This window comes from Roseibium sp. MMSF_3412, from assembly GCF_030733265.1.
Classification (GTDB): domain Bacteria; phylum Pseudomonadota; class Alphaproteobacteria; order Rhizobiales; family Stappiaceae; genus Roseibium.
The window spans coordinates 793,036-819,736 of sequence record NZ_JASHJI010000001.1; the positions used below are offsets into that span (position 1 = coordinate 793,036).

The 26,701-nt window shown below is 60.2% G+C and carries 23 protein-coding genes; 17 read left to right on the forward strand and 6 right to left on the reverse strand.

Going from position 1 to position 26,701, the window contains the following annotated elements; genetic code table 11:
* Nucleotides 1-7: 7 nt before the first annotated feature.
* Nucleotides 8-2,443, forward strand: coding sequence for a methyl-accepting chemotaxis protein (locus tag RBB49_RS03580; protein WP_306141284.1), 2,436 nt, complete (start codon nucleotides 8-10; stop codon nucleotides 2,441-2,443).
* Between the two features lie 140 nt (nucleotides 2,444-2,583).
* A complete protein-coding gene (locus tag RBB49_RS03585) occupies nucleotides 2,584-3,537 on the forward strand; it encodes a class I SAM-dependent methyltransferase (protein WP_306141285.1) in 954 nt (317 codons plus the stop codon).
* A 22-nt stretch (nucleotides 3,538-3,559) separates the two neighbouring features.
* Here RBB49_RS03585 and RBB49_RS03590 read toward each other — a convergent pair whose 3' ends face one another.
* Both RBB49_RS03590 and RBB49_RS03595 read right to left on the reverse strand, forming a co-directional pair.
* Nucleotides 3,560-6,736 (reverse strand): efflux RND transporter permease subunit, encoded by a 3,177-nt coding sequence (locus RBB49_RS03590; protein ID WP_306141286.1) that lies wholly within the window; start codon nucleotides 6,734-6,736, stop codon nucleotides 3,560-3,562.
* A 2-nt stretch (nucleotides 6,737-6,738) separates the two neighbouring features.
* Nucleotides 6,739-7,938, reverse strand: coding sequence for an efflux RND transporter periplasmic adaptor subunit (locus tag RBB49_RS03595; RefSeq protein WP_306141287.1), 1,200 nt, complete (start codon nucleotides 7,936-7,938; stop codon nucleotides 6,739-6,741).
* Nucleotides 7,939-8,093: 155 nt separating this feature from the next.
* Between RBB49_RS03595 and RBB49_RS03600 the strand changes: the two genes are divergently transcribed.
* The 11 genes from RBB49_RS03600 to RBB49_RS03650 all read left to right on the forward strand — a co-directional run bounded on the left by RBB49_RS03600 (nucleotide 8,094) and on the right by RBB49_RS03650 (nucleotide 18,418).
* Complete coding sequence (locus tag RBB49_RS03600; RefSeq protein ID WP_306141288.1) at nucleotides 8,094-8,720, forward strand: TetR/AcrR family transcriptional regulator; 627 nt, start codon at nucleotides 8,094-8,096, stop codon at nucleotides 8,718-8,720.
* An 82-nt stretch (nucleotides 8,721-8,802) separates the two neighbouring features.
* Nucleotides 8,803-9,642, forward strand: coding sequence for an RNA methyltransferase (locus RBB49_RS03605; protein ID WP_306141289.1), 840 nt, complete (start codon nucleotides 8,803-8,805; stop codon nucleotides 9,640-9,642).
* 3 nt (nucleotides 9,643-9,645) lie between these two features.
* The gene (locus RBB49_RS03610; RefSeq protein WP_306141290.1) at nucleotides 9,646-10,503 is read left to right on the forward strand and encodes an SDR family oxidoreductase; all 858 of its coding nucleotides are present in this window, start codon (nucleotides 9,646-9,648) and stop codon (nucleotides 10,501-10,503) included.
* Nucleotides 10,504-10,545: 42 nt separating this feature from the next.
* Nucleotides 10,546-12,351 (forward strand): adenylate/guanylate cyclase domain-containing protein, encoded by a 1,806-nt coding sequence (locus RBB49_RS03615; RefSeq protein WP_306141291.1) that lies wholly within the window; start codon nucleotides 10,546-10,548, stop codon nucleotides 12,349-12,351.
* Nucleotides 12,352-12,474: 123 nt separating this feature from the next.
* Complete coding sequence (locus RBB49_RS03620) at nucleotides 12,475-12,933, forward strand: YtoQ family protein (protein ID WP_306141292.1); 459 nt, start codon at nucleotides 12,475-12,477, stop codon at nucleotides 12,931-12,933.
* Nucleotides 12,934-13,303: 370 nt separating this feature from the next.
* A complete protein-coding gene (locus RBB49_RS03625) occupies nucleotides 13,304-13,504 on the forward strand; it encodes a cold-shock protein (protein ID WP_306141293.1) in 201 nt (66 codons plus the stop codon).
* 64 nt (nucleotides 13,505-13,568) lie between these two features.
* Nucleotides 13,569-14,876 carry a tetratricopeptide repeat protein gene (locus tag RBB49_RS03630; protein WP_306141294.1) on the forward strand — a complete coding sequence of 436 codons (1,308 nt, stop codon included), beginning with the start codon at nucleotides 13,569-13,571 and terminating at the stop codon, nucleotides 14,874-14,876.
* Nucleotides 14,877-14,990: 114 nt separating this feature from the next.
* Nucleotides 14,991-16,250: a TCR/Tet family MFS transporter gene (locus RBB49_RS03635; RefSeq protein WP_306141295.1), complete on the forward strand. Its 1,260-nt coding sequence runs from the start codon at nucleotides 14,991-14,993 to the stop codon at nucleotides 16,248-16,250.
* Nucleotides 16,251-16,260: 10 nt separating this feature from the next.
* Nucleotides 16,261-16,929: an alpha/beta hydrolase gene (locus RBB49_RS03640; protein WP_306141296.1), complete on the forward strand. Its 669-nt coding sequence runs from the start codon at nucleotides 16,261-16,263 to the stop codon at nucleotides 16,927-16,929.
* Nucleotides 16,930-17,039: 110 nt separating this feature from the next.
* A complete protein-coding gene (locus tag RBB49_RS03645; protein ID WP_306141297.1) occupies nucleotides 17,040-17,654 on the forward strand; it encodes a hypothetical protein in 615 nt (204 codons plus the stop codon).
* A 452-nt stretch (nucleotides 17,655-18,106) separates the two neighbouring features.
* Nucleotides 18,107-18,418, forward strand: a complete 312-nt coding sequence (locus tag RBB49_RS03650; RefSeq protein WP_306141298.1) for an NIPSNAP family protein — start codon at nucleotides 18,107-18,109, stop codon at nucleotides 18,416-18,418.
* A 69-nt stretch (nucleotides 18,419-18,487) separates the two neighbouring features.
* On the opposite strand, the gene RBB49_RS03655 is transcribed toward RBB49_RS03650, so the two are convergent.
* Nucleotides 18,488-19,537, reverse strand: a complete 1,050-nt coding sequence (locus RBB49_RS03655; protein ID WP_306141299.1) for a M42 family metallopeptidase — start codon at nucleotides 19,535-19,537, stop codon at nucleotides 18,488-18,490.
* Between the two features lie 300 nt (nucleotides 19,538-19,837).
* On the opposite strand from RBB49_RS03655, the gene RBB49_RS03660 reads away from it, so the two are divergent.
* From RBB49_RS03660 to lepA, 3 genes are all read left to right on the forward strand, one after another.
* On the forward strand, nucleotides 19,838-20,923 hold the full coding sequence (locus RBB49_RS03660; RefSeq protein WP_306141300.1) for a patatin-like phospholipase family protein: 1,086 nt from the start codon (nucleotides 19,838-19,840) through the stop codon (nucleotides 20,921-20,923).
* Between the two features lie 173 nt (nucleotides 20,924-21,096).
* Entirely contained in the window at nucleotides 21,097-22,074 is a 978-nt protein-coding gene (mepA, locus tag RBB49_RS03665; protein ID WP_306141363.1) for a penicillin-insensitive murein endopeptidase, read from the forward strand.
* A gap of 192 nt (nucleotides 22,075-22,266) precedes the next feature.
* Complete coding sequence (lepA, locus tag RBB49_RS03670) at nucleotides 22,267-24,072, forward strand: translation elongation factor 4 (protein WP_306141301.1); 1,806 nt, start codon at nucleotides 22,267-22,269, stop codon at nucleotides 24,070-24,072.
* Between the two features lie 274 nt (nucleotides 24,073-24,346).
* Here lepA and RBB49_RS03675 read toward each other — a convergent pair whose 3' ends face one another.
* The 3 genes from RBB49_RS03675 to RBB49_RS03685 all read right to left on the reverse strand — a co-directional run bounded on the left by RBB49_RS03675 (nucleotide 24,347) and on the right by RBB49_RS03685 (nucleotide 25,638).
* On the reverse strand, nucleotides 24,347-24,946 hold the full coding sequence (locus tag RBB49_RS03675; protein WP_306141302.1) for a short chain dehydrogenase: 600 nt from the start codon (nucleotides 24,944-24,946) through the stop codon (nucleotides 24,347-24,349).
* Nucleotides 24,943-25,305 (reverse strand): MerR family transcriptional regulator, encoded by a 363-nt coding sequence (locus RBB49_RS03680; RefSeq protein ID WP_306141303.1) that lies wholly within the window; start codon nucleotides 25,303-25,305, stop codon nucleotides 24,943-24,945. The genes RBB49_RS03675 and RBB49_RS03680 overlap by 4 nt, the downstream gene beginning before the upstream one ends.
* Before the next feature lie 195 nt (nucleotides 25,306-25,500).
* Nucleotides 25,501-25,638, reverse strand: a complete 138-nt coding sequence (locus RBB49_RS03685; protein WP_306141304.1) for a hypothetical protein — start codon at nucleotides 25,636-25,638, stop codon at nucleotides 25,501-25,503.
* A 137-nt stretch (nucleotides 25,639-25,775) separates the two neighbouring features.
* Between RBB49_RS03685 and RBB49_RS03690 the strand changes: the two genes are divergently transcribed.
* Nucleotides 25,776-26,693, forward strand: a complete 918-nt coding sequence (locus RBB49_RS03690) for a LysR substrate-binding domain-containing protein (protein ID WP_306141305.1) — start codon at nucleotides 25,776-25,778, stop codon at nucleotides 26,691-26,693.
* Nucleotides 26,694-26,701 lie beyond the last annotated feature (8 nt).

Here is a 26,701-nt window from a genome sequence, read left to right on the forward strand (position 1 = left end):
GGATCGTATGAAACAGATTGTAAAGTCTTTGGTTGACCTGAAGTTCGGCTTCAAGGTCGGGGGCGGCTTCTTCGCCGTTTTGCTTCTGACCGCCGTTGTCGGCGCAGTCGGCTACTTCGCCGTCCAGAACCTTTCGTCGAGTTTCGTGGTTGCAGATCATGCGGCCAAAGTCGCCGGCCAGGTGCAGGCAACCTCGATCAAGCGGGAAGACTATCTCAACGCTCCGACACAGGAGTTGAGCGAGGCGGTCAACCAGGAAATCGGAAAGCTCAGCGCTTCCCTTCAGGAGCTGGGGCACGAGGTCAAGGGCAATCCGGATGCAGCCAGCCAGGTGGCCGGCGCCCAGGACGCCGTAACCAAATTCGAGACGACGTTCGGTGAAGTGGTCGCACAGACCAACCAGCAGGCGGAGCGCCTGTCCACCTTGCGCCAAAGCACGTCGGATCTCGGACAGCTGGCCTTCACCATCAACGATGCTGTGCTGACCGAAGAAAAGCAGGTCAGTGCCGAGGCGTTTTCCGCAGACAGCCGTCTCGACGATGCTGCTGCCATCCAGCGCGGCATCTTCGAGCTGAAGGACGGTGTCACCAAGATCCAGCTTCTCTATCTGGAAGGAAACGGCAACCTGCAGGGTGACGCTCTGCAAAGCGCGATCCAGATCGCGAGCGAACTGGTTGCATCCGCAAAGCAGATCCGGATGAAGCAGATCGAGGGCATGCAGCCCAAGACGCTGGCGCAACTTGCCGCCAAGACCAAGAACCTTCTGGCCGTGGTTGAAAACCTCAACAGGGAGCTGGGTTTCTCGGAAGGCTACGAGGCCCGGCTTGCGGTCGGCACCGGTATCGAGGAAATGGATGCGCAGACCGACGAGGTTCTGACCCAGGTCGCTCCCGTCGTTGATCAGGCAAAGAGCGATGCTCTGACGGCGTCCACGCGCCTTGCGACGATCCGCTCGATTTCAGACAAGGCCAAGTCGCTGAGCAGGGCATCGGAGTCGGCGCGCGCAGAACTGCTTTATCTGTTTGGCTCCTTCGGCGTTGAAGACCAGACAGCCGTGGAGACCCAGATCGGGAACCTGGTGGCGCTTGAAGAAGAACTCGTCAAATACGCGAACGTTCTTCCCTCCGCGGCAGAAGCCATCGAGGCGATTGCGACATCCGTCGCAACGCTCGACAAGTCCTTCAAGGAAATGCTGACGGCGAAAACCGAGCTTCTTGCAAAACGCCAGCAGCTCGACAGCCTGACGCGTGAGGTCAGCGGCGACATTGCCGCAATTTCCAGCGAACAGTCCCAGGCTGCCAACAGCGCAGCAGGATCCGCCGAGCTGCAGATCATCATGACGATCCTGCTCGCGATCCTCGGCGGCGTCGGTCTTGCCTTCATCCTGAACATGGCAATCACCAAGCCAATCCAGACGATCACGAATGTCATGGACAGGCTCGCCAACGGCGATAACGAAGTCGACATTCCGGGCATCGAGCGCGGCGATGAAATCGGCAATATGAGCCGCACGGTTCAGGTATTCCGCGACAATGCCGTCGAACGCGCGCATCTCCAGGAGCAGAGCGCACAGGAAGAAGAAGCCCGTCACGCCCGTCAGCAAAGGGTCGACGACCTGATCAACAGCTTCCGCGCCACCGCGGAAGACGCGCTCGGATCCGTCGCCTCGACAGCCGGCGGCCTCGACAACACCGCTCAGGCCCTGACGGAAATCGCGCGCGACAGCGCCGGCTACGCGAACGAGACCCAGTCGTCCTCCAATGAAACGACGACGAATGTTCAGACCGTTGCCAGTGCCGCGGAAGAACTCGCTGCCTCCATCGGCGAAATTTCCCGCCAGGTTGCACAGACCACCGAAATCGTCGGACGCGCAACAACCGGGACCCGGGAGACCAACGAGAAGGTCGAAGGTCTCGCAGAAGCCGCAACGAAGATCGGTGAAGTCGTGACGCTCATCCAGGCGATCGCCGAACAGACCAATCTCTTGGCGCTCAACGCGACCATCGAAGCGGCCCGTGCGGGCGAAGCGGGCAAGGGGTTTGCGGTTGTTGCCTCAGAGGTGAAGGAACTGGCTACGCAGACCTCCCGCGCGACCGAGGAAATCAGTTCCCAGATCAGCGAGATCCAGAACGCCACGAAGGAATCGGTCGTTGCCATCGGCGAAATCGCCGAAACAATGAACGAGGTCAACAATTACACCACGGCCATCGCGTCGGCGGTGGAAGAGCAAGGCGCGGCGACGGCGGAGATTTCGCAGAACGTGCAGCGTGCCGCGCAGGGCACCGGCGCAGTGTCATCTTCCATGACCCAGTTGTCACAGGCCGTCGACCAGACGTCCTCCTCGGCCGACATGGTTCTGTCGGCATCCGGAGAACTGACGGAAAAGACCGATCAGCTGAAACAGGAAGTCGAACAGTTCCTGTCGGAAGTCGCCGCAGCCTGATCAACCAGGGCAACCAGCATCAGGGCGGAGTGCCATGCACTCCGCCCTTTTTCGTTTTCCGATCCGTTCCGTGATTGACCTCGCCGGTCCGGAGGACTATGGCGGAGGCAACCAAACCCGAAATCCAGCGAGAAACCGTCTTGGCGAAGCAGATTGGCGCCTCAGCCTTTGCCCCCTATGGCTCCCCTCCCGAACAGTCCTGGCCGGTGATCCTGGAAACAAAGGGCTGGAAAGACTATCGCCTGCTCGACATGGGCGCGGGCGAGAAGCTCGAACGGTATGGACGTTTCACAATCGTCAGGCCCGAACCACAGGCCATGGGAACCCGCAAACTGAAGGAAAGCGTCTGGAACCGTGCGGACGCGATCTTCTCCGGCGATACGGAGGAGGAAGGCCCGGGCCGCTGGAAGTATTCCGGGAACGTGCCCGAAACCTGGCCGATGTCCTATGGCCCGGTCCGCTACAACGGCCGGTTCATGTCCTTCCGGCACGTGGGCGTTTTTCCGGAACAGGCAGCGCACTGGGACTGGGTCAACGGCAAGGTGCGTGAGGCGTGCAGCCGCGCCCCGGACAAACCGCTCAAGATCCTCAATCTCTTCGGCTACACCGGGCTGGCTTCGCTGCTCCCGGCGACAGAGGGGGCGCAGGTAACCCATGTCGATGCGTCGAAGAAAGCCATCGGCTACGCCCGCGAGAACCAGGCGCTGTCGGGCCTTGAAGATCTTCCGATCCGCTGGATCTGCGAGGACGCCTCGAAGTTCGTCGCCCGGGAAGTGCGCCGTGGCAACACCTATGACGGCATCATCCTCGATCCGCCCAAATACGGGCGCGGCCCCAAGGGCGAGGTCTGGGACCTCTATACCAGCCTGCCGGGCATGCTTCAGGATCTGCGCCAGTTGCTGACCAGGGACTCGCTCTTCATGATCCTGACAGCCTATGCGATCCGTTCCAGTTTCCTGTCCATTCATGAACTCATGGCCGAAACACTTGCCGACCAGGGCGGGCTTCTGGAATCGGGTGAACTCGTGATCGCAGAAGAGAACGGCGACCGCGCCCTATCAACCTCGCTCTTTTCCAGATGGAGCAGCCGCTAGCGCGGTGAATCTGAAGTGCGCCTCACTCCGCTGCGATGGCCGACTGATAGTTGTCGTTCGACCATGTTCCGTCCTGTTCGGCGCGCTCCGCGTCCCGGTCAGGATGCGCCTGGACCTGTTCGACAGATTTTCGCCTGCGGGCATAGACCATCGCGAACATGGGCGGGGCGAAGTAGAACGAAATCACCGTCGACAGAAGAACCCCGCCCGCGATCGACATTGCGAAGGGCGGCCAGAAGCCGCCGCCGCCGAGGATCAGCGGCAAAAAGCCTCCGAATGTCGTCAGCGTGGTCGAGACAATATGCCGGCTCGAACCCATGACCACGTCGACCATCGCGGCCTGGTCGCCGTTTGCCGCGTCTTCGTTTTGCTGCATGCCCGTCAGGATGATGATGGCTGCATTGATCGAAACGCCAATAGAACCGATCACGCCGATGATCGCGTTGATCCCGAACGGATACTGAAAGACGGCGAGCGCAAAGATACTCAGCCCGGCGGACAGACCGGCAACGGCAAGCGTCACGGCTGCAAGACGGAACGAATTGAACGTCAGCACGATCGCAGCGATTGAAAGCGGCACGATCAGACCCAGCGACCCGATCAGGTTCTTCAGGGTGTCATCCCTGGCGTCAGAATCTCCACCCGTTTCCATGCGATAGCCATCGGGCAAGGCATAGCCGGCAAGTTCCAGTTCCGATTGAAGTTTTTTGAGAGCTTCTTCCGGGAGGACACCATACTGGACAAAGGCCTGAACCGTGTTTGTGCGCTCACCGTTGCGCCGGTTGATCTGCCCCTCGGAAGGTTCCACCCGCAAATCGGCAATCGCCGACAGAGGGACCCCCTCATAGTCGGCACTCCCTGGAACCCCGCTGCCGGGCAGGAGCGGCAGGCTGGCGATCCGCGAGAGATCGCCTCTCTTCGCATCACCAACGCGCACGCGAACCGGCAGCTCTTCCGTGCCTTCGATGAGGCTGCCACCGGTTGCCCCTTCCAGTGTTGCTTCAAGCTGCTGCGCGACATCTCCGAGGCCAAGACCCAGCAGGCGCGCCTTGTCCTCGTCCACGGACAGTTTGAGTTTCGGCGCGCCGCCACCCAGCGTCGTACGGACGACGGTCACCTCTTCAACGCGGGCCGCTAGACCGCGCAGAAGATCTCCCTGCTCCCGCAGGACTTCCAGCGACGGACCGACCAGCCGCAATTCGACGGGAGCATCCACGGGCGGTCCCTGAACGAGATCGCGCACCAGTATCCGTGCGCCCGGGAACTGTGCCGAAAGCTCCGCCTGAAGGGCCGGAACGAGACGGGTGGTCGCCTCCTCGGACGCTGTCGTGACCAGCGCCTGCGCAAAGGCCGGAGCCTGATCCCGGTTGCCGACGATGTTGTAGTAGAAGGCCGGCGCGCTCTTTCCGACAACCCAGGTGACCTGCTCGACGCCTTCGGTTCCGGCAAGCACCCTGTCGATTTCCCGCGCCGTGGACGACGTCTGCGAGATCGCCGTTCCATCCGCGAGCTCGACCTCGACATGAAACTGGTTCCGGTCGACACCGGGGAAAAACTGCGCCGTCAGCGTGGGCATGCTCATGAAACCGATCACGGGGAGCACCAAAGCGAATGCGACGGAGCTTGCCGGGTTGCGCATTGCCATCTTCAGCGAGAACCGGAACGGCACCGACAGCAGCTTTGCCGGAGAAAACCTGACGCGGCGCGCCTTGTTTGACTGCGCGGGCAGCACCCAGCCGGCAATGGCGGCCGTCAGTGTGACCGCGACGACAAATGACCACAGCAGCATGATGATCACGGCGATTGCGATTGCCCCGACAAAGTCCCCGGCAGGCCCCGGCAGCAGCACCATCGGCATGAAGGACAGCGCGGTCGTGACGGTCGACGCCAGCAACGGGGCGAACAGGCGGCGCACCGCGTTGCCGACCGCCTCGCGCCGGCTCAGTCCGCGTTGCAGCGCCTGGCCGATCTCGTCGGTCATGACGATCCCGGCATCGACCAGAAGTCCGAGGGCAACGATCAGGCCCGTGAGCGACATCTGGTGAAGCGGCAAGCCGATCATGCTCATGGTGGCGAAGGACGCGAGCGTGACCACGGGCAGCACCATTGCAACGATCAGCGCAGACCGGAACCCCATGGTCACGAGCAGAACCGCGACGACAAGACCCATCCCGATCGCAATGTTGAGGCCGACATTGGAAAGACGATCAATGGTGTAAAGACTCTGGTCGAACACCAGCTGATGTTCGATGGAATAGGGCATCTCGGCTTCGAATTCCGCGATCTTGCCGCGCACCCGTTGCATCCATGCATCGACCTGAAGCCCGTCGGCAATCTTTGCGGAAACGAGGATTGCCGGCCTTCCGCCCGAAAAGGCAAGTTCCTCGACCGGCTCCCGTTTGCCCTTGCCAACGGCCGCGACATCGCCGACGCGGGTGACAAGCCCTGTCCGGCTCGTTGCAACGGGGATCTGCCGGATCCTGTCGAGCGCGGTGATCTCACCCTCCACCTCGATGAGGAACTCGCGCTCTGACGCACGCAGGCGGCCCGCGCGTACCTTTGCGTCCGCGGCCCTGATTGCGGCCGATACCTGGTCGACCGTCAGCGACAGCGATGCCAGGAGCGCCGGATCGATCCTGACCAGAATTTCTTCTTCGGCCTCGCCGAAAATTTCAACCGACTTTGTTCCAGGTACATTCCGCAAGACATCGGAAAGGCCTTCGGCATAGCGCAGCAGGACGGCATCCGACACGCTGTCATGCTTCGGGACGAGGGCGCTGATGGAGGCGAATGCCCCGGCACCTTCAGTGCTGAATTCCGGTTCGAAAACGCCTTGCGGAAACTCGCGGGTCGCGTCGCCGATCTTGTCGCGGATCTCCGACCAGACCTGTTCGATCACGTCGTCCTGCAAGGTGTCGAGCAGCTCGATCTGAATGATCGAGATCGAAGAGGAAGACGTCGATTCGATCACGTCGATCTCTTCGATCTCGCGCAGTTCCTCTTCCACCTTTTCGGTGACCAGTGCTTCGACCCTTGCCGGATCCGCACCGGGATAGACCGTGGTCACCGTTGCAAAGAGGTTGGTGATCGTCGGGTCTTCCTGACGCCCGATGCCGATCAGCGCCGAAAGCCCGGCCGCAACTATGACGAGGATCGTGAGGGCAACAAGACGCGGTTGCCTGAAGAACGTCGTATACATGCTCACGCCCCCTCGCCGCTCAGGCCGACCTGTTGGCCGACCACCACGCGGTGCACGCCGTCGGCGACAATGTTCGTGTCGCCGGAAATCGTGCCGCGCACGAAGGATCTTGTCGCGTCGGCGTGGAGCACCTCAACGGCCTCGCGCCTGATTTCAAAGACATCCTTTCCCGTATCCGATCCGGCTTCGACCACGGCCAGCAGCGTCCAGAGACCGCGCGGCCCTTCTTTCAGGGCGGCTGTCGGCACCCAGTAGCCGTCCGCCGCGATCGTCTCGGTCAGCGAAAGTTCGGCAAGCCGCCCGAACTGCGGCGCGGCATCCGCAACCTCGAGTTCAAAGAGCGTTTCGATCGTGCGCGTGCTGGTCTGAAGATCGGGACGCAGACCGGACAGCCTTGCCTGAAACAACCTATCGGAAATGCGGATCTCAAACGTGCCGTTCCGGTCCAGACGGTCGACAACTTCCGGCGCCAGGCCGATACGAACGGTCGGCATGGCAACCTCAAGCAGGCGAAGCACGGGCGCGCCTGGCGCGACCGTCGCACCCTCGTCCAGCAGTCTTTCACCAACCGAGCCGTCGAAAGGAGCCGTCAGGACGGATTTGTCGAGACTGATGTCGATGGCCTCGATCGCCGCATCGATCTGGTCCAGGGTTGCGTCGAGCCGGGACAGGGCAAGGCGGGCCTCGTCAAGGATCTGATCGCTGACATGCCCGCCATCGCGAAGTTTCTGGCGGCGTTCCAGCGTGAGGGCTGCAAGCTCCCTGTCGCTTTCCGCAGCCTTGCGATTGGCGGCCTGGCGTCTTTTTTCAGCCTCAAGCGTGCGCGTATCCAGAACCGCGATCACCTCGCCTTTGCTGATCAGGTCACCCTCATCGAACTTGATCGTCCGGATCGTTCCTGACAGTTCAAACCCGAGATCGGTCCGCCGGGCCGGTTCCAGGCGGCCGACAAAACTTCGGGTCACCTCGTATCCGGCCTGATGCTCGGGTTTGACTGGGCGGACCTCAACGAGCGGAGCTGCCTGAACCGCCGGTTTTTCCGCTGCGCGCATCTGGATCGTGGTCACGCCGATCATCACGGCAGCGGCAGCAATCCCGACATTGATCGAGAATGTTGTCAGGCTGACGAGCCTGCGCCCAAGCTTTTTCAGAGATCCATTGCCGGGTTTGCCCGTATCAGGAACAGAATTCTCGTTCGACATTGCTGTGTCCTCGTCTTCCGTTTGACGGCATCCGCTCCAGGCCTGCACTGCTGCTGAATGTGAACGGTTCTAACTATGTTATTGTTGCTAACATATGTTAGAAGAATTAACTTCGACAAGAGATTCGAGGAAAAAAAATTCAAAAGCAGCAGAAAATGGCCGAAACCAAAATCAAGAAAAAGCGCGCCTATCACCACGGCGACCTGCGCGGACAGCTTCTTTCAGCAGCCGGAAATCTGCTCGAAGAACATGGCCCCGACGGGTTTTCCATGTCGGATGCCTGCCGTCTTGCGGGGGTCAGCACAGCAGCGCCCTACCGGCATTTCGCAAACAAGCAGGACCTGTTGCTTGAAGTCGCCAAGGACGGTCTTCAACGGCTCGGCACCGAGATGGAAGACAATGCATCAAAACACGAAAGAGGCACGGTGCGGTCGATTTCGGCCATCGGACGTGCCTATGTCGACTTCGCAATCCGCGAGCCGCACACCTTCCGGCTGATGTTCAGCACGCGCTCGCATTCGGGACGCATCGAGGAACTGAGGGAGGTCGGCCGCGCTTCCTACGGCGTGCTTCTGCGCGAGGTTGCGCGCTTCCTGGCCGAACCGGACATTACCGAAACCGTTACCCGCGCCTCCTTTCCCCTGTGGACACAGGTGCACGGTCTTTCGTTTCTGGCGATCGACGGCAAGCTGGAAGTCACGTCCTTTCCGGTCGACATCGACGAGTCCATTCTGATCGCCACGGAGCGGCTGCTGCCGCCCGCAGCCAATGCCAAGGCTTGACCAGGTCCCGCCTTGCGCCTAATCCAGCGCGAAGGTTCATCATTTCAAGAAGCGGCTCATGTACGGGCCGCCGGAGCGGGGCATGTCCCAGACAGGCAGAGACAAACGTCAGGGCGCGGTGAAACAGATCACCAGCCACTCCAATCCGATCGTCAAGGAAATCAAGGGGCTGGTGGCGCAGCGCAAGCACCGCAGTCAATCAGGGCTGTTCGTTGCCGAAGGCCTGAAGCTTGCAACCGATGCGATCGAAGCAGGCTGGGACGTGCGCTATCTCGCACTCGGTCCGGAGGCAAGGGAAAACCCGGTTGCGCAAAAGACAGCAGCGACCGCAAAGGCCCGTGGAGCGCTCATTCTGGAAGTGTCGACGGCGGTGATGTCCGCCATGACACGCAAGGACAATCCCCAGATGGTTGTTGGTGTCTACGGGCAGAGGATCCTCACCGCGAAGGACATCGACGCATCCGCAAGCATCCTTTGGGTTGCGCTCGACAGGGTGCGCGATCCCGGCAACCTTGGAACGATCATCCGGACAGTTGATGCCATCGGCGGCAGCGGCGTTATGCTGGTCGGCGACTGTACAGACCCGTTTGCGGTCGAAACCGTTCGCGCGACGATGGGTTCGCTGTTCCATGTTCCCCTCGCCAGAATGAGCAAGGAGGAGTTCAAGTCCCTTGCCGGCAAATGGCCCGGGACAGTTGCGGCAACGCACCTGAAGGGTTCCGTGGACTACCGCACACCCGACTACGCGGACCCCGTGCTCCTCGTGATGGGCAATGAGCAGAAGGGGCTGGAAGATGACATGGCCGCTGCCTGCCCGACCCTGATCAGGATACCGCAGGCCGGACAGGCCGACAGCCTCAATCTCGCGGTTGCGACCGGCGTCGCGCTCTATGAAATCCGCCGCAAACATCTGGAGCTCTGAACCATGCGTCTCTTCGTCTTTGGCGTCGGGTTTTCTTCCAAGGCTTTCATCGAGGAATGCCGCGACCGGTTTGAGTGGATCGGCGGCACGACGCGCTCGCAAGAAAAAGCAGAGGCACTTGAAGACATGGGCGTCGCCCCCTTTCTCTTCAGCGGTGAAGACAAGGGTGCGGGCATCGCCGAGGCGCTCAAAACGGCGACCCATGTTCTGGTATCCATAGCGCCGAACGAGGCGGGAGATCCCGTTCTCAGTCAGCACGGCGATGACATCGCAGCCGGCAAACCCGGCTGGCTCGGTTATCTGTCCACCGTGGGCGTTTACGGCAATCACGACGGTGCCTGGGTGGACGAGGACACACCCTGCCGTCCGGTTTCCAAACGCTCGGTGCAGCGCGTTGCCGCCGAGAACGCCTGGCTGGAGTTTTCGGCACAACATGGCATTCCGGTCCAGATTTTCCGCCTATCCGGCATCTACGGTCCCGGCAGAAATACGTTCGAGAATTTCAGGAAGGGCAAGGCCCGGCGCCTCGTGAAGCCCGGCCAGGTGTTCAACCGCATACACGTGGCCGATATCGCAGGTAGCTTGAAACTCGCAATCAACAGGCCCGGGACACGTGTCTACAACATCACCGATGACGAACCCGCCCCGCCGCAGGACGTCGTCACCTATGCCGCGGAACTGCTCGGCGTGGCACCGCCGCCGGAAATTCCGTTCGAAACCGCGGATCTGACGCCCATGGCAAGGTCGTTTTACGGTGAAAACAAACGTGTTTCAAACGCACGGCTCAAGACAGAACTGGGGTACACTTTCCGGTATCCAAACTACCGGATCGCCTTGAAAGACCTGCTGACAACCCTCTAAGATGCGCAGACCCGCGCACAGACCCCCTGGTGGTTCCCCCTGATGCGAATAGCATGGAAGATTTTTGGAATATCGCTGATCGTTTTCCTGATCATGGCTACCGCCGCCACCTATTCGATTTACAAAATATACGAGATCAACAAAGAGCTTCAGCTGATCTCCAGCGTGTTTTCACCGCTCCGGCACGAAGTCGCACAGATTGAAGTCATCGCGCTTCAGGAAGAACTCGAACTGCAGCGGGTGGAAAAGCTGGAAGCGGAGCTGCGCGCCGACCGGCTGGAAGCGCTCAGCTACGGAAAGACCGACGCGGAGATCGATGCGGCGGTCACGCAGAACCCGGATCTTGTTGCCCGTATCAACCACCTTGAGCAAAGGCTCGAAACCGGGCTTGGGCTGTTTGAAGCCAGCGCGAACAAGGTGGAAGAGCTGCTCCGGTCCGCCGAAAAACGCGTCCGGGATGCGCAGGACGAGGCGACGTCGCTGGAAGACAAACTGGAGCTCGCGGCGCTTTACCCGACACTGATCGCGATCGAGACCCAGCACAGCAGTTTTCACAGTCACGCGCTCAATCTCGTCAAGTCCGCCGATCTGCCGCCCGCAACGCGGGAAAGCCTTGAAGAACAGCTGGAAAGCGAAGAAACAAAGCTTACCGAAAGACTGGATTCCCTGCGCGAACATGTCAGTGCGTTCACAGACCAGTCGATTGCCACGGCGGCGCTGCACGAACAGCAGGCGCTCTATGCCAGTATTGCCGCAACCGCCACAGCGGGACTACTGGCGCTGCTCCTGTCCTCTCTGGTGATCTCCGGAATTCTCAGGCCCATGCGCGCCCTTTCCTCCGGTGCAAAGCGCGTGGAAGAAGGCGATTTCGAGATCGAACTGAAACAGCTTTCGAGGGACGAAATCGGTTCCCTGACGCAAAGCTTCAACACGATGGTCCACGGGCTGCGCAATACCCAGAGGATCAAGGACACATTCGGCCAGTATCTTGACCCCAGGGTCGTCTCCGGCCTGATCGCCGACCAGTCGGATGCAACGGCAGGTCAGAAGAAGGTTGTCTCCGTCTATTTCTCCGACCTTGCCGACTTCACGACGATCTCCGAGCAGTTCACGCCCAACGGGCTTGTCCGCCTGCTCAACCGCTATCTCGATCTGATGTCTTCGGAAATCACGGCGCGGGAAGGTGTCATCGACAAATATATCGGCGACGCGATCATGGCCTACTGGGCACAGCCCTTCTCCGATGACGGAAACCAGGCTGCGCTCGCAGTGGAGAGCGCGCTTACCAATGTCCACCTCATGGAACAGTTTCAGAAGGAGCTGCCGGAACTGACCGGCCTGCAGAAAAACCTTCCCGTCCTGCGGCAGCGGATCGGCATCGCGACCGGTGAGGCCGTGATCGGTTCGATCGGCTCGGCCAAGACCAAGAACTACACCATCATGGGGGACACGGTGAACCTTGGCGCGCGCCTCGAAGCCGCCAACAAGATTTACGGAACGCAGATCCTCGTCTGCCAGAGGACACGGGACAGTGCGTCCGGCCTCGAGTTCAGGGCAATCGACACGATCCAGGTGAAAGGCAAGACGCAACCGACACGCGTCTATGCCCCCCTTGCCCACACCAGCGAAATGACAGACGCGCTCCGGGACTTGCAGGGCGCATCCGAGACCGCGCTTCAAGCCTTTGCCGATGCAAACTGGTCCGAGGCGCGCACAGGCTTCGAAAAAATACTTGCGGCCTATCCTCACGACGGAATAGCCGCCGTTTTCCTGAACCGGCTCGAACTGATATCGGCGCAAGGAGCACCGGTGGACTGGGACGGCGTGTGGCACCTGAATACGAAATAGCAAATCTCTGACGAGGCTCACGGGCTCGACAGCATTGCGGCGACACTTGACGCCAAAGCGCCAACGACCCAGCTTCGGTTCAAAGCCGCCGGCCGGCTTGCAGCAAAACAAGGGAAAGACAACATGAGCAATTGGCGCGTTTACCTGTCAGGCGAAATTCACACGGACTGGCGCGAGCGGATCATCGAAGGCGTCAAGGCGATCAACCTGCCCGTCGAGTTTTCGGCACCGGTTACCGATCACGGCGCCAGCGACGATTGCGGCACCCACATCCTTGGCGATGAGGACAAGAAATTCTGGTATGATCACAAGGGCGCCAAGGTGAATGCCATACGCACCCGCACCCTGATCGAAAAATCCGACATCGTGGTGGTGCGCTTCGGTGACAAGTACAAACAATGGAACGCTGCCTTCGACGCCGGGTATGCCTCGGCTCTCGGCAAGTCGCTGATCGTCGTTCACGACCCGTCGCTGACCCATCCGCTCAAGGAAGTCGACGGTGCGGCACTGGCGGTGGCCGAAACCTCCGAACAGGTCACCGAGATCCTGAAATACGTCATTCTGGGGCAGCTGGACCGTTGAGCCACAAAACCGGGTGAGCCGGCGAATTGCTGCCGTGCTAGTTTACCGAATGATCCGGCAAGCGGGCGGGGAATTGCCCGCAGCCAACATCCGGGCCATTTGGCCCCATCTTGAAATTAACAAATTTCTTACCATAATAAGTAACACTGATCTTTCCCGTGCCACTTAGCCGGGAAAGAAAGACCCTTCATAAAATGAACTGCGCACAAGACTGCGGCAGCAAAGAGTAGCTGCGCGGATGAGCATTTATTTTTGACGGAAAACTGAGGAGTACTTCAGTCACCTTTGAAACACTGTCATCAAGACGTCGAAAAGCCGGGATAACAACACCGCTTGTATGTCTAGATGCAAATTTTGGAAAGCAAGCTCCATGCAACATGGAAACGTAAGATGGTTCGATCAGTGCCGCGGTGTCGGTACGATCCAACCCGAAGACGGCGAGGACATCCTCGTCGACATCTCAGCCCTGCACCGGTCGGGCATCGACACCTTGAAGGAAGGCCAGCTCGTGGCTTTCGATCTCGAGTGGCGCCGCGGTCAGATGGTAGCTGAAGATCTGAAAGTCCTGTAAGCTCACCTTACGGATCTTTCCGACAGCAAGGGCGGTTCGACCGCCCTTTTTTATTGGGGGAATCATGCAAAGTGACGAAAGGCTGCAGAAAGCCATTGCCGCGCATCGCAGCGGCGACCTTGAGACCGCGCAGGACATCTATCTCGAAATCCTGGGCGACAATCCGGAGAATCCGGACGGGTTGCACTTTCTCGGCCTGCTTCACTTTGATGCCGGACACTCCGACAGCGCGATAGAACTGATCCGGAGATCCCTTGAAGTCAATGCACGCAACACATCGGCCCTTAACAATCTGGGCAACATCCTGAAGCTGACCGGCGAACCGAAAGCTGCTCTGGCTGCTTATGTGCAAGCCGTTGAATACGAGTCCCGGCATCCGGAGGCCTGGAAGAACATCAACGTCCTGCTGCGTAACACAGGTGACTACGAAGGGCTTTTGGCCATCGTGTCCGAGATTGTGCGGCTGGATCCTGAAAACCCGGACGCATGGCACACACACGGCATCGCAAACCTGTTCCTGGGGAACAAGGAAGAAGCGGCCGACTCCCTCAACAAGTCGCTTGAATTCGATAGTCCGACATCCCCGCATGCCGTCTGGCGTGCACGCATTCTGGCCGCCGAAGGCCGCGAGGATCTCGCATTGAAACACCTTGAACGGATCGTGGAAGCCGACCCGGACAACAAGGCGGCGCAGTACCATCTTGCTGCCGTACGCGGAGACGACTTGGAAGGAGCGCCCGAAGATTATGTGGCGGGCCACTTCGACAAGTTTGCGGCAAGTTTCGACGAGGTCCTGGAAAACCTCGGCTATCGCGCGCCTGACCTGGTTGCTGAAGACGTTGTCACTCTCGCGACGGAAAATGCGGGCAAGTTTGAGAACGTTGTCGACCTGGGGTGCGGGACGGGCCTTTGCGGTCCGCTTATCCGGGACCACTGTGTCAAGCTGACCGGCGTGGACCTGTCGAAGGGCATGATGGAAAAGGCGGCAGAGCTGGAGACTTATGATTTTCTGGTCGAAGGGGAGCTTGTCGCATTTCTGAGCTATGACCTTCCGACCCGGTTCGACCTGGCCGTGTGCGTTGACACGCTCTGCTACATCGGCAACCTCAAGCCCTTCATGGAGGCGTTGGCCAAGGCCCTCAAACCCGGCGGCCGGCTGGTTGCGAGTGTCGAACACCTGGAAGGCAGCACTGCCCAGGGCTTTCGTGTCGACAGTTCGGGGCGTTATGCGCACACGCCGGACTATATTCGAAAATGCGCCGAAGAGGCATCGCTCATCTATGCGCAGGACCGGAAGGAAGTCCTGCGCCGTGAGCTTGGCCAGGACGTCCACGGCCTGATCTTCCAGGTCATGGCACCGGAAGCGGCCTGACTGCAACCGATGCAAAATCCGTAACGGGACTCGCCAGCGGCGACGCTTCGTGTTTCAACTCTCAAATCCGGCTCAGTTTCAGCCATAATTCTTGCGACCTGCCAGGAAAGCGCCTTGCCATCCAGTTCGCCAAATCGCGGTGCACTCGGGTTCATCCTTGTCACGCTGATTATCAACTCCATGGGCATCGGACTGATGATGCCGGTCATGCCGGCGCTGTTGACCGAACTGACAGAACTGCCCGTCAGTGAGGCGGCCCGCTGGGGCGGAGCCCTGAGCGTCATCTATGCACTCATGCAGTTCGTGTTCGGACCGTCGCTCGGCAATCTTTCCGACCGGTTCGGGCGCCGCCCCGTCCTGCTGGTTTCCATGTTCACCATGGCGGTCGACTATCTCATCATGGCGCTGTCGTGGCACCTTGCCGTGCTGTTCATCGGCAGAACCGTGTCGGGCATCGCCGGAGCCACGTTTTCTGCCGCCTCGGCCTATATTGCCGATGTGTCTTCCAAAGAGGACAGAGCCAAGAATTTCGGTCTGGTCGGTGCGGGTTTTGGCGTCGGCTTCGTGCTCGGTCCGATGATCGGCGGCTTTCTCGGAGAATTCGGTCCCCGAGCGCCATTCTATGCCGCCGCGGCGCTCTCGTTTGTCAATTTCCTGTTCGGCTATTTCATGCTGCCCGAGACCCTGAAACCGGAGAACAAGCGGGTATTCGACTGGAAACGCGCGAACCCGCTCGGAGCGCTGAAACAGATCGCGAAATACCCGGCCGTGCGCACGCTTCTGCTGGCGCTGTTCCTGTTTGACATCGGTCACTATGTTTATCCCGCCATCTGGAGTTTCTACACGCAGGAAAGATTTGCGTGGTCACCGGCCGATATCGGCCTGTCGCTCGCCTTTGTCGGCATCGGATTTGCCGTCGTTCAGGGCTATCTGATCCGCATCCTGGAACCCAAGCTCGGACCCGGCCGCACGCTGGTGGTCGGATTGAGTGCCAATCTCGTGGCGCTTGCCGGCCTTGCGATCGCCGAGAGCGGCTGGATGGCCTACGCAATGACCGTTTTCGCTGCCCTTGGGGCACTCGCAACACCGGCTTTTTCCGGCCTTATGTCAGTTCGCATCCCGGACAATGCACAAGGTGAACTGCAGGGCCTGATCTCGGCGGCGGCAGGTCTTTCCATGGTGATCAGCCCGTTTGCCATGACACAGACCTTTGCCTATTTTTCCGGTCCCGGTGCCCCGTTCTACTTTCCGGGTGCTCCCTTTGCCCTCGCGTGGCTGCTCATTCTGGCGTCCATGCTGATCGTGCTGCCGTTCCTGAAAACCGGTCAGACACCGGGTGACGGTAGCGAAACCGGCAACAGCTCGCCCAACTGAGGAGTATGGCATGACCACCGAGCGTGTTCTGAACGGTCCAGAGCTTCACCCGGCTGCTGGCACGCCGGTGCGCCGGCTTGTCGTGTTGCTGCACGGTTACGGCGCGGATGGAACCGATCTGATCGATCTTGCCCGCTTCTGGCAGGTCCTGCTTCCGGATGCAGCTTTTCTTGCACCAAACGCGCCGGAGCCACTTCCTTTCCAAGGTTTCGGCGGACGCCAGTGGTTTGCGCTCGATGAACGCACACCGGCCGAATACCGGATCGGTGCAGAGGCCGCGCAACCGGTTCTCGACCGGTACCTGGACGAAGCGCTGGCGGAATTTGCGCTGGACGACAGCGCCCTTGCGCTGTTCGGTTTCAGCCAGGGTGCCATGATGGCGTTGCAATGCAGCCTCAGGCGCAAGGTGCCTCCCGCCGCGATACTTGCCTATTCCGGTCTGCTGCCGGGCGCGGACCGGCTGGATGGCGTTCAGAAGCAGACCCCGGTGCTCATCGTTCACGGCGAGGATGACGATGTCGTCCCGAGCTATCACGCCGCCGCGGCTCATCGCGCGTTGTCGGAAACCGGCATTGACGCGGACTTGCACGAACTGCCCGGACTTGCCCATTCCATCGACGACAGGGGCGTGACGCTGGGCGGGCGGTTTCTCCAAAAGGCCCTTTCCGGCCAGCCCTGAGCAACCCGCAATCGGCGTGCCCCAGGGTTAACGGCCTGTTTACTTGATTAAGTGAATATTAAGGGAACTGCGCCGGTCCAGAAGGGGCCGGTGAACCCGGGACCACGCACATGCAAATCTCAGTCGAAACCACGACACAAAGTGCAAGCCTGTTTTCGGCGTCCTATTCGAGCAACGGTCAGGAAGGATCCAGACCCGGCCCGAAAGGCAACGCGTACGGGCATGAAATCGGCCAGCGCAACGGCCAGAGCAAGCCAGCCCCAATCTCCGTTCTCGAGGCGGCCAGCAAGAAAGCCGAAGAAGATGCGGTTGTAATCGCGGCGCTTCAGCAGGCCGTTGAAAAAGGCAAGGGTGAAGACGAGGAAGAAAGCCGCGACCGCGCTCTCGCAACGGTCGAGGATTATCAGAAGACGGCCGGAAAGCTGCAGGCAGCGCTTGGCGAAGAAGAAAGCGGAGTGTCGGCATCCGTCGCCTACGAAAGCGCATCCATCTCAACGACAACGATCGAAGCTGAAATTGGCGGTGAGACGATCTCGGCGCAGTTCGTCTCCTATGAACGGGTGTCCTTCGACAGCGAAACGGGGCTCTCGGTGCGCTCCGCAAGCGCGGCCACGATCGAGGGTGACTTCGGCGACAGCTCGTTCAGCTATCTGAGCGCATCGGTCAGCGAACTTTATGCCGGAACTGGCGAACAGGTTTCGAACCTCGCCAACCGGATCGCCTGAACGGACCGATCATTGACACCGGCCTACACGGCCACACAACGTTCATCTACCCCGCCCTCAAAGGCGGGGTTTGTTTTTGATGCGCGATGAACCTGGTTAGGCGATCTTCGCCAACAGACTTGTCATTCCGGCTGAAGCGCAGCGGAAGGCCGGAAACCAGAAAAACACTTGTGTCACCGTCTTCATCAAATCTCCAGCGCCACGCGTACTTGGTCCCGGTCTTGCCACCCACGCGGCAAACCGGGAAGACAAATCCATGACGCGTTCGGCATTCCCACCTGGTCCCGAGCGGAAACAAACCCCTGTTGACCGATTACAATCGATCCCATCCTCCAATCCGGGCAGCAATGCCTCTGTGACTTTTTTGATGCGCGCCTCGCTCCGAGAATCTGCTATCGACACGTCTCTTTGCACCCGATGAAGCAGGGTGCGGACACGGGAGACCAGCGCGCATGATTACCTGCTACATCAAATACGAGATCAATCCGGCAAAAACGTCAGAATTCGAGGAATATGCCCGAATGTGGATCCCGCTCGTGGAAAAATTCGGGGGCACGCATCACGGCTACTACCTGCCGCACGAAAGCCCGAACGACCTTGCCGTCTGCCTGTTTTCCTTTCCCTCGCTTGCCGACTACGAAACCTATCGCGCAAGAAGCATGGAAGATGAAGCATGTCGCAAGGCGATCGCGTTTGCGGAGGAAACCGACTGCATCCGACGCTACGACCGGCACTTTCTGAGACCCGTGACGTCTGAAACCTGACCCGCCCCGGCGCCAAAGTCGCAGCGCCGTGAACGGAGCCGCCATGGGGCAACAGCCCCGCAGCAGCGTCTAGCTCCTGGCCTTCTTCAGGTAGGCAACGAGCACATCCAGCGCCGCCTGAAGGTCCGACTTGTGGATCATTTCGGTGACGGTGTGGATGTAGCGCGTGCCGACCACGATGCCGACAGCCTTTGCGCCTGCGGCAGCCTGCTGAGCAGCTGCCCCGTCCTGGCCGCCTGCGGCAAGCATGGTGCGCTGGAACGGGATCTTTTCCTTCTCTGCCAGCGCTTCGAACTCCTTCACAAGGTCCCGGTCGGCGATGAAGCTGCTGTCCTTGACATGCAGGCCGAAGCCGTTGCCCTGCACCGTGGTGCGGTCCTGCTCGGGCACGCCCGGCGTATCACAGGCAAGGGTCGTGTCGACCCCCAGGCCGATATCCGGTTTGATGGCAAAGGACGAGGTTCGCGCTCCGCGCAATCCGACTTCCTCCTGACAGGTGAACGCGACATGGATTTCGCACTCATGTTTGGCCTTGCCGAGGCCCTTTAGGGCCTCGATCCCGAGCCAGCAGGCAATGCGATTGTCGAGCGCCTTGGAAACGACTTTCTCACCGATTTCGATCAGCGGCTCGTCCATCGTCACCATGTCGCCGACCTTGATAACGTCCTTGGCCTTTTCTCCGAGCCCCAGATCGACAACGAAATCCTTGGGCTCTGGGACCTTCTTGCGTTCTTCCGGAGACGAGATGTGGATCGGCTTGCCGCCCGGGTTCATGACGCCCTTGAAGTCTCCGTCATCGGTGGAGACAAGAACGCGGCGGGAAAACAGGTTGCGCGCATCAAAGCCGCCGACCGGCTGGACATGCAGGAATCCCTTGTCCGTGACATGCGAGACCAGAAAACCGATCTCGTCCATGTGGCACAGCAGCATGACCTTTTTCGGCGCGCCTTTCCTGGGCGCCTTGCGGCTGTCGCGCCGGCACAACAGCGATCCCATCGGGTCGACCGTGACCTCGTCGAACAGCCCCTTGATCTCGTCCTGGATAAGCTCGCGCACGCGGTGCTCGTGACCCGGCACACCCGGTGTTTCGCATAGTCGGCGCAGTAGTTCGATATTCATGAGGCGTCCTGTCAGGGTATTGGCAATCGCGGCGATCCTAGTCCGAAATCAACCTCCGGATAAAGAGCCGCCAGTGTGTATTGTTGGTTGTATCTGTGGCAAATCGGGAAATTCGGCAGAATTCCATCTATTGGCTTAACCTGTTACTCTCCAATTTTGCCATTTAAGGCCTATCTTTAAAAAATTGCCATTGCAGTGTCGCAATTGGTCGCAAACATTTAATCGACGATCACATAAGCGTATGATGCCGGTTTGCGAACAGGCGCTGCCCCTACAGATTAGACCACCCCGGGACTGACCATGACCCAGAAAAAGCGTTTCATTCTTTCAATTGACGGCGGCGGTGTCCGCGGCCTTATTCCCCTGCGTGTTCTTGAATCCCTTGAAGCCCGATTGAGCCAGCGCGGAGTGACCAAACCCTTTCACCAGGTGTTCGATCTCATGGCCGGCACCTCGACAGGCGGTCTGATCGCAGCCGGGCTGAGCGCTCCGCGGCCGGGCGGAAGTGCCGGCGAAGCAGCGGCCACGATCGCAGAGCTGCGCGACTTTTACGAGCGCCAGGCCAGAGACATCTTCACCAACTCCATTACCGCACGCTTCGCCCGTGCCGTGACAAATCCGCTTGGACTGTTCGACGAAACCTATGACGCACGTCCGCTGGAAAAACTGCTCAAGGAACGCTTTGGCTGGACCTCGATGGCAAGCGCCCTGACCAGGCTTGTCCTGACAGCCTACGACATTGAACAGCGCAAGGCCGTCTTCATGACCAACGGGCTGGAAGAAAACGGCGGCCGGCCGGACGACTATTACTTCTGGCAGGCCGTGCGTGCAACGACGGCAGCACCGTCCTATTTCGAACCGGCGCGCGTGGAAAACCTGAGCCGCAAGCGCGAAGAGGCTCTCGTCGACGGCGGCGTGTTCATGAAGGACCCGGCGATCGCGGCCTATCTCGAAACGCGCAAGCTCGGCTGGGAGGACGACGAGATCGTCATCCTTTCCCTTGGCACCGGTCGGGCCTCGGCGCGCCCGTTCGCCTATCAGGACGCCATTGGCTGGGGTTCACTCGGCTGGATGCAGCCGTCGAAGGGTGTTCCGATCCTGTCCATCTTCTCAGACGGGCAGACCCAAACGGCCGAGTATCAGGCGGAACACCTGTTCGGCCTGATGGACAACGTCAGCTATCATCGCCTGGATACCGCGCTGGAGCCGGAAGCCGAAGACATGGACAATGCCCGCCCCGGTAACATTATCCTGCTGAATGGTGCGGCCGACCGGATCATTCGCGACAACACCGTGCTTCTGGATGAGCTCGCCGATCTGTTGAAAGCGCAGGTGGATGCTGCGGAATCAGATGCGCAAGGGTCCGATCTGGTGCATGCTGCCTAGGCTGGTGTGCCGTCCGGACGCTTTCCTGAAAGGTGGCTCGCCGGGACGCGCGAGGCACCGACGTGAACAAGCCTGAACGAGCGAAACGGATATCCTTCCGGCCGGTACTGGCCGGTTTCGGACTGCTGTTGGCCGTGAGTACTGCCGGATCGGCGTCAGCAAATCCGGTGCCCATTCCGGCGGACAAGCCGGGCGGCAATGCGTCCGGTACCACCCAGCCGAGCGCTACGGCCGTTGCCGTTGTACCGGTGCCGGTAAGAAAACGGGACATCCCGGAAGGCTATGTCGCCGAGAAACCTGAACTCGTGCTGCGGTCGCAATTGCCGGCGAAGGACTATTTCGGTGCTGCGGACGGACCGGCACCGCTGAAGGCACGCGCGATCGGATCTTACGCCAAGGGCTGCCTGGCAGGCGGTGCTTCCCTGCCACCGGACGGACCGACCTGGCAGGCAATGCGCCTTTCCAGAAACCGCAACTGGGGTCATCCCGAGCTGATCGACTATCTCAAGGATCTTGCCGCCGATGCGCCCAAGGTCGGCTGGAACGGCCTGCTGGTCGGCGATCTGGCGCAGCCGCGCGGTGGCCCGATGCTGTTCGGCCACTCCAGTCACCAGATCGGCCTGGATGCCGACATCTGGCTCAGGGAAATGCCGAACCGGCGCCTCACGGCGGAAGAGCGTGAGGAAATTCCCTTCATCTCGATGCTCAAGGGGCCGCTCGACGTCAAGGGTGCCGACCGCAGCGTCGACCCGGCGAAGTGGACGGACACGCATGCGCGCCTGATCCGCCGGGCTGCCTCGGACAAGCGCGTTGCCCGCATCTTCGTCAATCCGACGATCAAGAAGGCCCTGTGCGACTTCGAAAAAGGCGAGGACCGCGCCTGGCTCCGGAAGGTCCGGCCGTGGTGGGGGCATCATTACCATTTTCATGTCCGGCTCTCCTGTCCGGCAGGAAGCACTGGCTGCAAGAACCAGGACCCGCCGCCTCCCGGAGACGGGTGCGGGTCGCATCTGACCTACTGGCTGTCAGATGAACCGTGGGTTCCCAAGAACCCGCCCAAGGCAGGCGAAAAACCGAAGGTTGTCAAGAAACGGCCAATGGCGCTTGCCGCCCTGCCGAACGATTGCCGGGCGGTGCTGACGGCAAACTGAGAAGAGCACAGCAGCACCAGTGCCTCCTCGCTTTGCCAGCCGCAATAATCGGTGCGCGTTCCGGCATCATCGCCCGTGTCACGTTTGTTGCATGCGGCTCGTTCCGAAAAGTTGAAAAAAAGCAACGGATTTCCGCGCCGTTCGCTCGCATTTTTCTGGTCGAAAGCAAATTGCGGTGGTAAACGGGCGGCCATGACGACGAAGACGCTTTCCAATATCCGAAATTTTTCCATCGTAGCCCACATCGATCACGGCAAATCGACCCTCGCCGACCGCCTGATCCAGATGACCGGAACGATGACAGATCGCGAAATGACCGACCAGGTGCTCGATTCCATGGATATCGAGCGCGAGCGCGGCATCACGATCAAGGCCCAGACCGTCCGGCTCATCTACAATGCCAAGGATGGCCAGCAATACACGCTGAACCTGATCGATACGCCGGGCCACGTGGATTTTGCCTACGAAGTGTCGCGCTCGCTCGCCGCCTGCGAAGGCTCGCTGCTTGTCGTAGATGCATCCCAGGGCGTGGAAGCGCAGACGCTTGCCAATGTCTACCAGGCGATCGACAACGACCACGAGATCGTCACCGTCCTGAACAAGATCGACCTGCCTGCCGCCGAGCCGGATCGGATCAAGGAGCAGATCGAGGACGTCATCGGCATCGACGCCTCGGACGCCTGCATGATCTCCGCCAAGACCGGCCTCGGTGTTGAGGACGTGCTCGAAGCGATCGTCCAGAAACTGCCCGCCCCGGAAGGCGACCCGGATGACACGCTGAAGGCAATGCTGGTTGACAGCTGGTACGACACCTATCTCGGCGTGATGGTTCTGGTGCGCGTCATCAACGGCACGCTCAAGAAGGGCCAGAAGATCAAGATGATGGGAACCGGCGCGTCCTACGATGTCGACCGGGTCGGCGTCATGACGCCGAAGTTCATCCAGGTGGACGAGCTGCGTTCCGGCGAAATCGGTGTCATCACCGGTTCGATCAAGGAAGTGGCCGACACACGGGTCGGCGATACCATCACGCTGGACAAGAAACCCTGCACAGAGCCGCTGCCGGGCTTCAAACCCGCCCAGCCCGTTGTCTTTTGCGGTCTCTTCCCGGTCGATGCGAACGACTTTGAAGACCTGCGTGCGGCGATGGGCAAGCTTCGCCTCAACGATGCGAGCTTTTCCTTCGAGATGGAAACGTCGGCTGCGCTTGGCTTTGGCTTCCGCTGCGGCTTCCTGGGTCTTTTGCATCTGGAGATCATCCAGGAGCGCCTGTCGCGCGAATTCAACCTGGACCTGATCGCGACCGCGCCGTCAGTTGTCTACCAGATGACGCTGACCGACGGGTCCGATGTCGAGCTTCACAACCCGGCCGATATGCCGGATATCGTCAAGATCACCGAAATCCGCGAACCGTGGATCCGGGCGACCATCATGACACCGGACGACTATCTGGGCGCCATCCTGAAACTGTGCCAGGAACGGCGCGGCATCCAGGTGGATCTGTCCTATGTCGGCTCCCGTGCCATGGTTTCCTACGACCTGCCGCTCAACGAAGTCGTCTTCGACTTTTACGACCGGCTGAAATCGGTCTCCAAGGGCTATGCCTCGTTCGACTACCAGATTTCCGACTACCGGGCGGGCGATCTCGTCAAGATGTCGATCCTGGTCAACGAGGAACCGGTCGATGCGCTGTCCGTGCTCGTGCACCGCAGCCAGGCAGAACGGCGCGGCCGCGCCATGTGCGAAAAGCTGAAAGACCTGATCCCGCGGCACATGTTCAAGATCCCGATCCAGGCTGCGCTCGGCGGACGCGTGATCGCCCGGGAAACGATTGCCGCGCTGCGCAAGGACGTGACCGCAAAATGCTACGGCGGCGACGCCACCCGCAAGCGCAAGCTTCTGGAAAAGCAGAAGGCGGGCAAGAAGAAGATGCGCCAGTTCGGCAAGGTCGAAATCCCCCAGGAAGCCTTCATCCAGGCCCTCAAGATGGACGAGTGAGATGCGGCGCATGCGCCGGAGACATGGTCCGGCCGTGTGCTCCGAACCTCTCCTCCCCCCGTCATTGCCAGACCTGATCTGGCAATCCATGCCGTGACGCCTGCGAACACATGATCCGTGCCGGATGGAACCGGATCGGCATGGATGCCATGGTCAAGCCATGGCATGACGGAAGGGAGAGGCTTGCCAGTGCCCCGATCGTCAACCCGGACTTGATCCGGGATCCAGTCCACATTGCCTAGCGCAATTGCGGCGGGCCGGGAGCTTGCCGGGCTCAGTCCACGGTAACCACCTGGCCCGTGATCGCACCTTCGACACACTTTGCATAGGCCAGCCCGACACGTCTGGACGAGACCAGTTCGTGGCCCGGAAACATGGCGCCGTACTGATCTGCCGAAACCTCGAGCAGACCCGGGCTGACCACGTTGATCCTGCGGCTTCCCGGCATGTCGATCGCGGCGGATTTGACAAATCCGGCCAGCGCCCCGTTTGCGATCGCAGCCCCGGTTCCCATCAGAACCGGATCGCGGTCCAGAATGCCGCTGGTCAGCGTGAACGAACCGCCTTCCTTGACCGTTGCCAAACCAGCCAGAACGAGGCCCACCTGCGTGAGCGCCTTGTTTTCGAGACCGAAGCGGTACTTTTCAACGCTCATGTCTTTCAGGCGCGCGAATTCGACCTCGCCGGCGGCCGAGACGACCGCGTCGACGGGACCGGTCGCCCGGTACATCGCCTCGACACTCTCCGGCGATGCCAGATCCACCCGGACGTCGCCGGAGGTGCGACCCGCCGTAATGATCTCGTGCCTGGCGGAGAGTTCATCGCAGGCTGCCTTGCCGACATCGCCCGATGCCCCGACAACTATGATCTTCATGACGGCTCTCCTTCAATTTTCCTGTAGGTCGCGATCTTGTAGGCAAGGACTTCCGAACAGCGGTCCAGATCGGCACGGCGCCGGCGAAGCCGTTCCTCATGTTTGAGCAGCACCGCCTTGCGCTCCGCAATGCTATCCTCGCCCTCCCGGTAAAGCGCTGCGAAGCGCCGCATTTCCTTCATCGGCATGCCGGTCTTGCGCAGCCAGTAGAGCAGGACGAGCCATTCGATGTTTTCCGGTGAAAACCGCCGCAACCCGTCCGACCCGCGCTCGATGGCCGGAACAAGACCGGATTTTTCATAATATCTGATCGTGTCGACGCTCAGACCGGACATGGCTGACGCTTCTGAAATCCGCATGTGCTGCCTCATGGAGTTGAGGCGACCTTACCCGTCTGGAGCGACTCCAGGTCAAGCGTAAATCATCTTGAGGGCAAAACAGAAACGGCGCCGGACGAGGTCCTGGCGCCGTTTTCTGTTCTGGTTGCAAATGACTGCCCGGCTGGCCGGACATGTCTGGCTTTTGTCGAAACCGGCGTTTCAGCCGGTCCGGGGTCAGCGCCGGTTCAGCGGCAGATCCGCGAGTTCCCGCGGGCTCATGCGTTGGATGGCCGGATGGGACAGGGGATCGGTCCGATCGTACCAGGACGGCGATGTCGCTTTCGTCTGGCGGCGCATAAACAGTTTCATCATGAGTTTCAGTCTCCTTTTTATTGTTCTTTTGGTCATGGCCAAATTCCTTTTATTGAATTTAGCTATGCTGGACATTTAAGCTCTATCATCGCAGAAAAAAATCGACTTCTTCTGATATTCGATTTAGTTTTTCTAAAATGAAGAACCTCAACCGAGTCCATCTGTCCGGATTGCGTGCCGTCGAAGCCGTTGCCCGGCTTGGGTCGATCAAACGCGCTGCCGAAGAACTCGGTGTCACGGTTGGAGCGGTCAGCCAGCAGGTACAGAAATCCGAAGCCCAGTTGGGTGTGCAATTGTTCGAGCGCCGGAACCGGCTGCTGCTGCCAACGGCGCACATGCTTGCGATGCAGCCGCATCTCACCACCGCCATGACCTCGCTGTCCACTGCGATCGCAACAACGGAACGGGGCCGGGACGACGCGCTGACCATCTCGGTCGCGCCGGTCTTTGCAGGCAAATGGCTCGTCTGGCACCTGAAAAGCTTCAACAGGGCGCATCCCGGCATTCGCGTACGCGTGGAGGCAACGGTCGATCTCATCGACCCGGATACCAGCGATGTCGATCTGTGTATTCGCGTCGGACATGGCCCCTATCCGGGGCTGAACGCGCAAAAGCTCCTCAATCAGCGTGTCTTTCCGGTGTGCAGCCCGGCCCTGGCTGAGGAAATTCGAGAGCCGGCGGACATCGGCAAGCTGCCGGTCATCCGCGATCCGGGCCAGATGTTCAGCTGGAAGACCTGGCTCGACCTTTTTAGCCTCGACGAGAGCATCCTCAAGGACGGCCCGAGCTTCTCGGACGGCTCGCTATGCCTCGACGCCGCCATCGCCGGCCAGGGCGTTTTCCTCGCCTGGGAAACGCTTGCGGTTTATGCCGTCAAATCCGGACAGGTGATCGCGCCTTTCCCGCAGCGCCCGGCGACGGGGCTCGGCTACTGGCTGATCAGCGGCAAGACGGCCCCGCGAACGAAAGCAAAAAGCGCATTCGAGACCTGGCTGCCTGACGAACTTCAGGCGTCCATCGGGCGGCCGAAAGGTGCCGACGAAGTGGTGGTTTAGACATCTTC